The organism is Actinobaculum sp. oral taxon 183 str. F0552 (assembly GCF_000466165.1).
In the GTDB taxonomy this organism is placed as follows: domain Bacteria; phylum Actinomycetota; class Actinomycetes; order Actinomycetales; family Actinomycetaceae; genus Peptidiphaga.
The window spans coordinates 85054-97150 of record NZ_KE951439.1 but is presented as its reverse complement, the minus strand read 5'-3'; the positions used below and the strand labels follow the sequence as shown (position 1 = coordinate 97150).

The following is a 12097-nucleotide window of genomic DNA, read 5'->3' as shown; positions in this document are numbered from 1 at the left end:
CGGAAGGGAGCGGGCAGGGCCGCCGAGCTCCTGGAAGAGCTCGGCTACAACTCCTACGAGGCCCTCCAGATGGCCGCCCTCCCCGCCGAGGTCGCCCGCAGGGAGGAGCTCTCGGCGGGGTTCCCCTCGCGGCCCGGCGCCGAGGGGATGCTCAAGGATGCGCTCGACACGGTCACCGGGATCTACGACGAGCTCTCGGTGTGGATGAGGGAGCAGGACTCGCTGGCCGAACTCTCCTCGAGACTGCGCCACGTCGCCAACGAGATCGAGGGCCGCCTGGGCGACGCGACGATCACCCCCGAGATGCTCGCGACGATCACCGCGCACGGGCCGTCGATGACCCCGCTCGTCGAGCCCCTCCAGGTGTGGACGTCGATGCAGAGCATCGTCGGCTCGACCCTCATCCGGCTCGTCGGCTCGCTCCGCGAACTCGACGCCACCAACGTGCGCACCCGCTTCCTCGTCGCCCTGGCCCGCCTCCACGCGACGATGCTCGCGACGTTCATAGCCGAGCTCATCGACGGCGGCCCGGACGCCAAGGAGTCGGTGCCCGCCATCTGGCTGCTCACGAAGGCCCTGCGCCAGGGCCTGTACGACATGGAGGAGCAGACCGGCGCCCACCGCCGTCTGGCCTCCAACACCGCCTGGAACATCGACCAGGCGAACTCGATGATCACCATCCCCAGCCAGGTGCTGGCCATGTGGAAGGCGACGGCGGAGTCCACGCCGCTCCCCGACGACGTCGCCGCCCTGGTCCCGCAGATCTCCGAGAGCGTCGTCGACTACACGGGCACGGTGCTCAGGGAGTCGACGGAGCTCGCCGAGCGCTGCCGGGCCCTGGGCGACCAGCACGATTCGACGCGTATGACCGAGCTCCTCCACCACGCCGAGGACCTCGCCGTCAAGATCGCCTCGCAGGGCTGAGGCGGCCGGCCGGCGCGCACTCGCAGCGTCTCCGGTGCGGCAGTGCCCGCCGCGGCGGGGACCGTCGCAAACGGGGACGGCGGCTTCCCAGCCCGCGCCGTCCTCGCCGCTGAGCGGGCCCGCATCGGCACGGCGCGGGCTCCAAGCCTGACGTGCGTCACCCCGTCGCGCCCGAGCCCGGCGGAGGCGGCGCGGGCGATGCGCGGCACCGGGGGCTGGTCCTGGCCGCGCCCGCCCTCAGGCTCATCGCCGATGAAGGCGGGCGGGCTCACGGCCCCGGGCGCTCGGCCACCTCGTCGGTGTAGTCGCCGGCGACGATCTCGACGCGGTTGCCCTCGGGGTCGAGCAGGACCGCCTCGTAATAGCCGTCGCCGGTGCGCCGGGGCCCGTCGACCACGGGCACGTCGGCCGCACGCGCCCGGGCGGCCAACTCGTCGACATCGGTGCATCCGGGCAGAGCGAAGGAGACATGGGCCCAGCCAAGAGCCTCCGCCTGCGGACGGGCGATGACGTCGGGGCGACTCATGAGCTCGAGCCGGGCGCCGCGCCCGCCAGCGTCATCGGGATCGAAGCTGATGATGAACGTGCGCAGGCCCGTCCGCGGGTTGTGGTACTCGCCGTTCGAGCGGCCGGAGAACCAACGGAGGTAGAAGTCGCGTACGCCCACGAGATCGGCCACCCATAGGGCCGCGTGATCGATGCGGGACATACTCGTATCCTGCCCGAGGCGGCCTGGACGGTCAACGGCGGCAGAACGTCCGGTGCTGCTTCAGCGCCGGTGTCTTCCCTCCCCGCTCTGCGCCGTCGAGCCCTTCGCGCAGGCGTTCGTCATCGGCGTCGGCCGTCCGCTCGGGGTGAGCGGCGCCGCGGTGGCGCCGGATGAAAATGCGATCCAGGCCCGTCCCCCAGCCGCTCACTCGTCGGCGGCGGACGGGTGGGTCATGTCGGCCGGCACCACCCAGGCGTCGAACTCCTCGGATGTGACGAAGCCGAGCTCGAGGGCGGATTCGCGCAGCGAGAGCCCCTTCTTGTGGGCGTTCTTGGCGATCTTGGAGGCCTTGTCGTATCCGATGTGGCGGTTCAGGGCGGTGACCTGCATGAGGTTGGACTCGAGGTTGCGCTCGATCTTCTCGAGGTTGGGCTCGATGCCGTAGGCGCAGTGTTCGTCGAAGGAGGCGCAGGCGTCGCCGATCAGCTTGACGGACTCCAGGACGCACCAGGCCATGACGGGCTTGAAGACGTTGAGCTGGAAGTTGCCCTGGGAGCCCGCGAAGCCGACGGTGGCGTCGTTGCCGAAGACCTTCGTGGCGACCATGGTCATGGCCTCGCACTGGGTGGGGTTGACTTTCCCGGGCATGATCGAGCTGCCGGGTTCGTTCTCGGGGATGAGCAGCTCGCCGATGCCGTTGCGCGGCCCGGAGGCGTACCAGCGCACGTCGTTGGCGATCTTCATCAGGGCGTCGGCCAGAACCCGCAGCGAGCCGGAGACCTGGACGAGGGCGTCGTGGGCGCCGAGCGCGGCGAAGAGGTTGGACGCCTGAGTGAACCGAATGCCGGTCTCCTCGCTGATCTTCTCCGCAGTCAGTTCGCCGAACCGCGGATGGGCGTTCAAGCCGGTTCCCACGGCGGTGCCGCCGATGGCCAGCTCGCGGGCCCGGGAGTCCGAGTATTCGACGCATTCCAGGGCGAAGTCGATCTGGGCGACCCAGCCGGAGAGAACCTGGCCCAGGCGGATGGGGGTGGCGTCCTGGAGGTGGGTGCGGCCGACCATGACGACGCCGTCGAACTCCTTCGCCTTCCTCTCCAGGGTGTCGCGCAGTCGGCGCACGCGCGGATACATGTTCGCCAGTTCGCAGACGACCGCGATGTGCATGGCCGTCGGGAAGGTGTCATTAGAGGACTGGCCGCGGTTGACGTGGTCGTTGGGGTGGACGGGGGCCTTCGAGCCCATCTCGCCGCCCGCGAGTTCGACGGCCCGGTTGGAGATGACTTCGTTGGCGTTCATATTCGACTGCGTGCCCGATCCCGTCTGGAAGACGACGAGCGGGAATTCCGCGTCGAGCCGGCCGGAGATGACGTCGTCGCCCGCGGCGGCGATGAGGTCGGCGATCTCGGCGGGAAGCTCGCCGAGTTCGGCGTTCGCCCGTGCAGCGGATTTCTTGAGGACTCCCAGGGCGTGGATCATGGGGCGGCCCCAGACGAAGGTGTCGCGGCCGATGTCGAAGTTGTGCAGGCTGCGTTCGGTCTGGGCACCCCAGTAGTGGTCGGCGGGAACCTCGATCGCGCCCATCGAGTCGGTTTCCGTACGTGTGGGATTCGTCTCTGAAGTCATGGACGCAAGCCTACCGGGTTCCGTCTCCGGACGCGGGACCGCACGTCCCACCCGGGATCCCGCCGGCGACGCCGGAGCGAACCCGCGTGATGCGGATCATGGCCTGCACGTGCCGCCGGGCGTGGGGCCCGAGGCCCATCTCGATTCGCAGGAATATCCGAGCCAAGCCGTATACCTTGATTGCATGTCGTTCTTCGCCCTGACCTCAGGCACTCTGCTGGCCGCCGTCGCCGTGCTCACCGCGGCCTGCTTCCTCTGGGCGATCCTGTGGGTGCCCAATCACCCGTGGACGAAGCTGTGGGCCTACGTCCAGCAGGCTCTGGCCGTCCTCCTGTGCAGCGTCCTGGCGATCTCCCTCGCCTTCCTCGCGGTCAACCGGGTGAGCCTGTGGTATTCCAACTGGCACGACCTCCTCGGGTTCCTGTCGAAGAAGCCGGCCACGCAGCAGCAGTTCGGGGCGGCGCCCGCGGGGGCTCCGCAGAGGGCGGAGGCGGCCGCCCCCTCCAAGAAGACGCCGAAGGCCCACTTCACCCAGGCGCAGCGCAATCCCCTGGCCAACGCCCAGCTGACCGGCATCAACCCCAACGCCTCGGGCGGGCAGTGGGTGAACGTCGTCGTCCCGGGTCAGGGAGAGCAGGGCGACGCGACGGTCAGGGTGTGGCTACCGCCGTCCTATCTGAAGAACCCGGACAAGGCCTACCCGGTCATCATGGCCTTCGCGGGCGTCCCCGGCTCGCCCGTCGGATTCGAGCAGCCCCTCCACACCGGCGAGGATCTCGCCAAGGCCGTCAGCGAGGGGAAGATCCGGGACTCGATCATCGTCGCGCCCAACGTGTTCCCGCGGGACCGCGACACCGAGTGCATGGACGTGGAGGGGACCTCGATCGAGACGTGGGTCACGCAGAAGGTCGTGCCGTGGGTCAAGGCGAATCTCCGCGCGGAGGGGGACCCCGGGGCCTGGGCGACGTACGGCTACTCCGCGGGCGGGTGGTGCGCCAACATGTTCACGATCCGCCACCCCGAGCTGTTCAGGACGACGCTGTCGATGAGCGGCTACTACTCGCCGACCTTCCGCGAGGGCGAGGCGCCCGCGGGCGCGGAGGCCTACGATCTGGGCGCGATCGCCTCCCGGACCCAGCCTCCCGTGAGGATCTGGAACTATTCGGGCACCGGCGACGGGAAGTTCCGAACCTCCTTCGACAAGTTCGCGCCGCAGGTCAAGGCGCCGACGTCGCTGACCTCCGTGGAAGTCGCCGGAAGCTCGCACCGGTGGCCCGTCTGGGAGGAGGCGCAGATGCAGGGCCTGGAGTGGCTGGGCAAGACCGTCCCGGCGTTCTCACCCGCCTCCGCGTAGTGAGCCGCGCGAGTCACGCAAGCCGCGGTGCGGATGGCCGGATCAGCGCGGGCTCAGCGCCTTCGCGCGCAGCCTGGCGATCGCCCACAAGAGGTAGGAGAGGATGACGAAGGCCGCGATGACGGCGCCGACCGTGACCGGCCAGTCGTCCTTGGCCGGGTCGAGGAATTCGTACATCGGCTTGCCGTCCCTGCGCGCATCCCACGGATAGACGAAGAAGATGTAGGGCAGGAGGAGGGCGCTCCACGTCGCCGGCGAGAGGACGTGGAGCCGGCCCTGGGATCGGCCGACCGCCGCCCAGTCGACGGCCATCGCGATCGGGCAGACCAGATGCGCGAGCTTGTCGACCGTATCGGGGTAGGAGCCCTCGAGGAGGGTCGCGAAGACGACACCGGTGAAAATCGCCATGGACGTGGCCATTCCGCGCAGCCACGGGCTTCTCGACTCGAAGCGGTTCCGCCCTCCCGTCCGTATGACGAAGGGGCGGACGACTTCGGAGAGGTTGAAGAGGAAGACCGCGATGGTCGAGAGCGTCGTGAAGTACAGGAGCTGGTCGAAGACCTGCTCGGCGCTCCGGTGTTCCAGGAGAAGCGACACGGCCCACCCGGAGGCCAGCGCGAGCGCCAGCCTCCACAGCCAGAGCGTCCACAGCAGCGGGCTGTTGCCGTTCGTCTTCTGCGCGTTCATTCGCCTCTCCTTCTCACGAGCAGCCCGGATCCGCCTTCGTCGAGCCTTCGCCTGCCCCGGGGTCGCCGATTGTTCCACCACACCTTACGTCACGGGGCCCTCGTACGCCTCACACGTCACGGGGCCCTCGTACGCCTCACACGTCACGGGCCGCCCCAGGAGACGGCGCCGCCGCGGGGTTCGCGCCGTTCGGGTCGGCCAGTCGGAGGGCGTCGGCGGGCTCGTCGTAGGAGACGCCGGGGTAGCGGCCGAACTGCTCCTCGCGCGCGGCGGGGGCGGCGTCGAGTCGGCGCAGGGCCTGGGCGGGCGTGCCCCACGCCGCACTCGGGTCGCCGCCCGCCGGCTGTGAGGGCGCGAACCAGGCGGAGTCGCGGGGCGGGGCGACCATGAGGCGTCCGGGACGGCTGCGGTCGCGCAGGGCGCTAGCGCGCCAGGTGTGGACCGGGTGGGTCGACATCCAGTTGGCGACGTGCAGCCACAGGCCGCGTTCGGTGGCCGCGCGGTCGGCCAGGGCGTGGAGGTTGACCTGGGCGCCCAGGTACTTGCCGCCGGAGAGCAGGCCCATCACCCCGGCCACTCCGTCGGGGGCGCAGTCGTAGCCGTGGTTGTCCGCCGTGTATTCCTGCGCCCTGGAGACGGCCGGGCCCAGCACCGGGACGACGTATGCGAGGCTGATGAAGAGGATGCGGAAGAAGCTGACGTGGCCGGCGGCCAGGTGGCCCACCTCGTGGCCGATGACGAAGCGCAGGGCCTCGGGGTCCCTGGCGCCTCCCCCGACTTCGAAGGCGTCGGAGTGGACGACGACGAACCGCCGGTACCCGTGTCCGGACGCGTAGGCGTTGACGACGCCGTTGCCGAGCACGACGTAGGCGTCGGGCACCTTCCTCATCCCGAATCTCTCGGCGGCCTCGACGACCATCCGATAGCCTTCCGGGAACTGCGTCGGGCTCATGCGGACGCCGCCCGCGCGGACCTTCGCGTAGATCACCGCCCGGACGACGGCTATGGCGAGGGGCGCGAAGCCGAGGATCACGACGATGAGCGTGGGGTCGCCCGTGGGCAGAGGGAGGAAGGACAGGAGCCGCGCCAGAGGGAGGCCGTCGAAGAGCCGGTCGCCCGGCTCGACGGCGAACAGCTGGACGATCGCCACGATCCAGAGTGCGTATCCGACCGCCAGGATGGCCCCGGCGAGGACGACGAGCGGGATCTCGCAGCGATGGCGCAGTCGCTTCAGGCCGGCCAGGCCGTGGACGGTGGCGCCGGCGAACAGCGCGGGTCTGGAAGTCGTCGAAGTCGTCACCGGAACATCCTACCGACCGCGTCCGAGCCGATGCGCTCGTCCGCTGACCGGGAGGGCGGCCGGGAACCGGCGAATCGGCGGCTCCCCCGGTTCCCGGCGGGGCCGAGGCGTCTCGCCCCGGCCGGTGTCGCGATGAGCCCCGCCGGCGGGGCCGCTGGCCGGTCCGACGGCGCCCGGCATGTAGGCTACTGGCATGCCGGAGCCCACGACCGTCTCGGATCCCGTCGACGTGCTCATGGTCGAGGACCAGGAGGCCTTGGCGTCCTCCACCGTCGAATATCTGACGCTCTCCGGCGTATCGGCGGCCTACGTCTCCAGCGCCGAGGAAGCCCATGCGGCCCTCGCCTCCCGCAAGCCGAAGCTCGTCCTCCTGGACGTCAACCTGCCGGGGCTCAGCGGCTTCGAATTCTGCCGTCGGCTCCGCCGCGAGCGCGGCGACATCCCGATCGTCTTCGTCTCGGCGCGCACCGCGGAGGACGACCAGATCCTGGCCCTGTCGCTCGGCGGCGACGACTACATCGCCAAGCCCTACTCGCTGGCGGTCCTCCTGGCGAAGATCCGGCGGATGCTCGACCGCCTCTCCTCGAGCGGCCCGCCGGAGCCGGCCGTCTACGACGACGGCTGGCTCCTCCTCGACCCGGGCTCGGCGCGGGTGCGCGTGGGCGGGAGGGACGTCTCGCTGGCGGCTCTGGAGTTCAAGCTTCTGGAGTACCTCGTGGCCAACCGCGGACGCGTGGTCGAGAAGAGGGAGCTGTTCCGTCAGGTGTGGGGCGGGGCGGTCACCGGCGACGGCACCCTGTCGGTGCACATCCGGCGTCTGCGCACCCGGATCGAGCGCGACCCCGATCGGCCGCGCTACATCCGGACCGTGTGGGGACGCGGCTACATCTTCGAGGAGCCCGCGTGAGGGCGGCCTTGACCGTCGTCGCGGCGGCGGCCGCGGCCTTCCTGGGCCTGTGGGCCTCGGTGGACCGGCCCGTCGCGCGTCCGGACACCGTCGCCGCCTGCGACCTTCGCCTCGCCGTCGAGCGCTCGTGGCCGGACGCCTCCGCCGCGGTCGGCCGCGCCCCCGAGGCCTTCCAGAGGATCACGGTGCTCTCCGGGGACGGCGCCGTCGCGGCGTCGCGCGGCAGGCCGATGGACACCGACCGCGAGGCGTTCCGGGCGGGGGCCTCCAGCTTCGACGTCGTCGTCGGCGGCCAGCGCGTGGGCGTGCTGCGGATCGCCGACGGCAGGGCGGGCGAGCTCGCCCGGGCCCGACGGCGCGTCCTCCTCCTGGCGGGCGGGGCGATCGCGGCGATCTCGCTGGCCTGCCTGGCGCTGCACGCCTTCCACCGTCGGCGGATCGCCCGGCCCTTCGCCGCGCTTCGGGCCTTCGCCGCGGACGTCGCCGCGGGGAACCTCGACGCCCCGCTCACGATGGATCGCGGCAACCTCTTCGGGCCGTTCACGGAGGCCTTCGACATCATGCGCGACGAGCTCGCCCGCGCTCGGCGGCGGGAGGAAGAGGCCAAGCAGTCCAAGAAGGACCTGGTGGCCGAGCTCGGCCACGACATCCGCACGCCCGTCGCGTCGATCGCGGCGACGGCCGAGCTTCTGGCCCTCACGGAGACGGATGCGGCGCGCCGCTCGAAGCTGGAGACCGTCGGCGGGCTGACCGGCCAGATCGAGGCGCTGGTGGCCGACCTGTTCCAGGCCAACGAGGAAGAGCTCGCCGTCCTGCGGGTCGAGCCGGAGGTCGTCGCCAGCGGCGAGGTGGCAGCGCTCCTGCGCGCGGCGGACCCCGACGGGGCGATCCGACCCTTCCACCTGCCCGGCTGCCTGGTGTCGGTCGACAGGCTGCGCATGCGCCAGGTCTTCGACAACGTGGTCGCCAATTCGCGGAAGTACGCCGCCACGCCCGTCACGGTCGCCTCCCGCCTGGAGGGCGACTTCCTCGTAGTCGACGTGCGCGACACCGGCCCGGGAGTCCCGTCCGGCGAACTCGAGGCGATCCTCGGCAAGGGCGTGCGCGGCTCCAACGCGGAGGACCGGCCCGGACAGGGGCTCGGGCTGTTCACCGCGAGCTATCTCATGGAGCGCATGGGCGGATCGCTGCACTGCCGCGACGCGGCGCCCGGGCTGGGGGTCGTCGTGGAGATGCCGCTGGCGAGGTAGCGGCTCGCCCGCCGCCTCACCGGGCGCCTCCGTCCGCGGGCGCCAGGCGCGATCGCCGGCGACGCCGCGTAACCGACCCGTAGGAATCCGTTAAGAAAGTGGAAAGGAATGCCGATTCGCAACCTTCTACCCTCGACCCCATGAGTGCGCATACCACCGACCGTCCCTCACCTCCGGGAGAAGCCCCGGAGGCGGACGCCGTCATCTCCACGAAGAAGCTGTCCAAGACGTTCTCGCTCCAGAGCGTCCAGCAGCACGTCCTGAAGAACATGGACCTGCGGATCCTCCGGGGCGACTTCACCGTCGTCATGGGACCGTCGGGAGCGGGCAAGTCCACGCTCCTGTACGCGCTGTCTGGCATGGACCGCCCGACGCTGGGCACGGTGGTCTTCGACGGGACGGACATCTCGGGCGCCTCGCAGGACCGCCTGGCCGTCTTCCGGCGCTCGCACTGCGGTTTCGTCTTCCAGCAGATGAACCTCTTGGACTCCATGTCGCTGATGGACAACGTCATGGCGCCCGGCCTGCTCACGAAGCGCAGACGCGCGGAGGTCGCGCGGCGGGCCGTCGAGCTCTTCGACCTGGTCGACATCGACGCGGCGACGCGGAAGAAGTTCCCTGGCATGGTCTCGGGCGGCGAGGCGCAGCGGGCGGCCATCGTGCGGGCTCTGATCAACGAGCCGGACGTGCTCTTCGCCGACGAGCCCACCGGGCAGCTCAACTCCGAGAACTCGACCAAGGTGCTCGACCTGCTGGCGAGGATCAACGGCCGCGGGCAGTCGATCGTCATGGTCACCCACGACGTGCGATCGGCCGTGCGCGGGAACCGGATCCTCTACCTCCGCGACGGCACCGTCAAGGGGGAGCTCGACCTCGGCGCCTACGCGGCCGAGGACGAGGGCCGCACTGCCCGCCTGTCCGGCTTCCTGGCCGACATGGGGTGGTGAGCGTGTCCACGACGGCAAGGATCCTGGCCCGCCGCAGCCTGCGCAAGGCCAAGGGGCAGTTCGCCATCACCGGTCTGCTCGTCGCGATCACGGCGATGATGCTGCATCTGGCGGTCATCCTCACCGGTTACCGGGAGAGCATCTCCGAGACCACCGAGCGGCTCGACACCGAGGACACGTCGATCCTCCTCTCCTCGGCGGAGGGGGCGAAGCGGGCGGCGCACGTCCTCGACTCGGATCGCCGGGTCGCCGACCATGAGATCGTCGCCCTCGCCACGGCGACGGCGTCCTTCCGATACGCCGGCGCGGACACCCAGAATCCCTTCACCATGCTGACCAGCCACGAGTCCAAGCCCAGGATCGGGCGGACGAGCACGGTCGAGGAGCTGGGAACCAGGCTGTCCGACCCGATCTGGCTCCCCTACATCATGAAGACGGGCGGAGGCTACGGGCTCGGCGATCGCTTCACCATGACCATCGGAGGGGTCGCGCACAGCTTCCACATCCAGGGATTCTTCGAAAGCCCGATGCGCGACAGCCTCAACGTGGGGGCCATGGAATTCCAGTTCACCCCGGCTTCTCTCAAGGCTCTGACGTCCTCGTCCGGCGTCAGGCAGGCGTGGCACGCACGGGTCCAGCAGACCGCGGCCGCACGGTCGGACGCGAACAGCTCGGTCCTCACGTCGCGCATCCGGAAGGCGACGATGGACTCCGGCCAGTCCGACCCCGTCGCCTACTCCCTCAGCTGGACGTCGTACGCGAGTACGCAGACGCTGACGCCGAACATGTTCACCGCCCTGCTCGGGGCCTTCTCCGTTCTCATCGCGGCGGTAGTGGCCCTCATCGTCCGGTTCGTCCTCCGGTCGACGGTCGTGCGCGACATGCCGGCCTTCGGCACGCTGGAGGCCGCGGGGATGACGGCCGGTCAGGTGATGCGGGCCGTCATGGCCCCGTTCGCAACAGTGGCCCTATGCGCGGGAGCCCTCGGGGCTCTGGCGAGCGGCCTGGCCCTGCCCTTCCTCAGGCGGATGATCGAGTCCCAGACGGGGCTGGTCTGGGACCCGGGCCTGTCGGGGCTGGGATCGGCCATAGCGGTGGCGAGCATGTTCGCGATCGTCCTCCTCACGGCGTGGCTGAGCTCCGCCCGGGTGCGCAAGATCCCGCCGGTCGACGCCCTTCGCGGCGGCGAGACGGCCCACTCCTTCCGTCCGACCCGGCTGCCGCTGGACTCCACGCGCGGATCGGCGCCGGTCCTCATCGGCTTGAAGGCGGGGCTGCGCGCACGCGCGCAGAACGTCATGGTCACGGTCGTCTTCGCCATCGCCGTCTTCGCCTCGGTCTTCGCACTGGCGATCGACTCCGCGATCCTCGGCAACCCCCGGGAGTTCATGGACACGCTCATGGGCGACCGCGGGAACGTCACGATCACCGCGGCGCCGGACCAGTCCGTCTACGCACTGCGCGCCGACCTGGAGCGCACGCCCGGAGTAGGCTCGTCGATCGTCTACGATCTGACGAGCGCCGAGTCCGACGCGGGCGCGATCGCCCTCATCGTCAGCGACGGCGCGCACCGCGCCCTGGGCAAAACCGTGTACGAAGGCCGTCTGCCCGCTCGCGCCGGCGAGATCGCCATCGGCGGGCCGCTCGCCTCCGCCCTGGGGGTCGGCGTGGGGGACGACATCACGATCTCGCACACCGGCAACAAGGCGACCTATCTCGTGACCGGCCTGACCCAGTCCGCCATGAGCCTGGGAAAGAGCGCGGTGCTCACGGTCGACGGCGTTCGCCGGGCGACGCCGAACTACCAGCCCAAAACCCTCGCCGTCTACGCCGACGGGGTCGACGCGAAGACGCTGTTCGATAGGATCAGCTCCTCCTTCGTCGGCCGTTACGCCTCGACGGTGGACATGCAGGCCTACGGGGATTCGATCCTCAATACCTACGTGTCCATGAGCGAGGGCCTGGCCGTCGGGATCCTCTCCTTGACGGGGATCGTGGCGATCCTCGTCGTCGGCTTGGTCGTGACGTCGCTGATCACCAGGTCGCGGCGCGACTTCGGCGTCCTCAAAGCCCTCGGATTCACCAACCGGCAGCTGTCGGTGCAGATGATCGCCGCACAGCTGCCCTCCATGGCCCTGGGGACGGCCGCCGGGGTCGCCCTCGGATGGGCGTTCGCCATGCCCGCCCTGGGGCAGCTGCTTCGAAGCACGGGGATCATGCGCCTGGACGCCGGCCTGGCGGCCGGGCCGGTCGTCTGCCTCGGCGCGGCGTTCCTGGCCCTTCCCGTCCTGCTCATCCTCCTGCTCATGCGGCGGACCCGGCGCATCACCTCCCGCGACCTGCTCGCGGAGTGAGCCGGCCGCAGCGGCCGAGCCTGGGGGGCGCCCCGGCGTGGA

The 12097-nt window shown here is 70.4% G+C and carries 9 protein-coding genes and 1 pseudogene; 6 read left to right on the top strand and 4 right to left on the bottom strand.

Annotated features, from left to right (window positions below; genetic code table 11):
* Window positions 1-924, top strand: a pseudogene (locus tag HMPREF0043_RS06930) (PAS domain-containing protein); the annotation flags it as partial.
* Window positions 925-1192: 268 nt separating this feature from the next.
* Here the strand turns inward: HMPREF0043_RS06930 and HMPREF0043_RS06920 are convergent.
* Window positions 1193-1633: a VOC family protein gene (locus HMPREF0043_RS06920; protein ID WP_021602278.1), complete on the bottom strand. Its 441-nt coding sequence runs from the start codon at window positions 1631-1633 to the stop codon at window positions 1193-1195.
* A 204-nt stretch (window positions 1634-1837) separates the two neighbouring features.
* Entirely contained in the window at window positions 1838-3256 is a 1419-nt protein-coding gene (gene fumC / locus HMPREF0043_RS06915) for a class II fumarate hydratase (RefSeq protein ID WP_040318046.1), read from the bottom strand.
* Window positions 3257-3440: 184 nt separating this feature from the next.
* On the opposite strand from fumC, the gene HMPREF0043_RS06910 reads away from it, so the two are divergent.
* On the top strand, window positions 3441-4610 hold the full coding sequence (locus HMPREF0043_RS06910; RefSeq protein ID WP_021602275.1) for an alpha/beta hydrolase: 1170 nt from the start codon (window positions 3441-3443) through the stop codon (window positions 4608-4610).
* Window positions 4611-4652: 42 nt separating this feature from the next.
* Here HMPREF0043_RS06910 and HMPREF0043_RS06905 read toward each other — a convergent pair whose 3' ends face one another.
* A complete protein-coding gene (locus tag HMPREF0043_RS06905; RefSeq protein ID WP_021602274.1) occupies window positions 4653-5297 on the bottom strand; it encodes a Pr6Pr family membrane protein in 645 nt (214 codons plus the stop codon).
* Between the two features lie 136 nt (window positions 5298-5433).
* Window positions 5434-6597: a M48 family metallopeptidase gene (locus HMPREF0043_RS06900; RefSeq protein WP_021602273.1), complete on the bottom strand. Its 1164-nt coding sequence runs from the start codon at window positions 6595-6597 to the stop codon at window positions 5434-5436.
* A 193-nt stretch (window positions 6598-6790) separates the two neighbouring features.
* Here HMPREF0043_RS06900 and HMPREF0043_RS06895 point away from each other — a divergent pair, with 193 nt between their 5' ends.
* The 4 genes from HMPREF0043_RS06895 (at window position 6791) to HMPREF0043_RS06880 (ending at window position 12055) form a co-directional block, all read left to right on the top strand.
* The gene (locus HMPREF0043_RS06895) at window positions 6791-7504 is read left to right on the top strand and encodes a response regulator transcription factor (RefSeq protein ID WP_021602271.1); all 714 of its coding nucleotides are present in this window, start codon (window positions 6791-6793) and stop codon (window positions 7502-7504) included.
* Entirely contained in the window at window positions 7501-8754 is a 1254-nt protein-coding gene (locus HMPREF0043_RS06890) for a HAMP domain-containing sensor histidine kinase (RefSeq protein WP_021602270.1), read from the top strand. Before HMPREF0043_RS06895 ends, HMPREF0043_RS06890 begins: the two co-directional genes overlap by 4 nt.
* Window positions 8755-8894: 140 nt before the next feature.
* Window positions 8895-9701, top strand: coding sequence for an ABC transporter ATP-binding protein (locus HMPREF0043_RS06885; RefSeq protein WP_021602269.1), 807 nt, complete (start codon window positions 8895-8897; stop codon window positions 9699-9701).
* A 2-nt stretch (window positions 9702-9703) separates the two neighbouring features.
* Window positions 9704-12055, top strand: coding sequence for an ABC transporter permease (locus tag HMPREF0043_RS06880; RefSeq protein WP_156897546.1), 2352 nt, complete (start codon window positions 9704-9706; stop codon window positions 12053-12055).
* The last annotated feature ends 42 nt before the right edge of the window (window positions 12056-12097 follow it).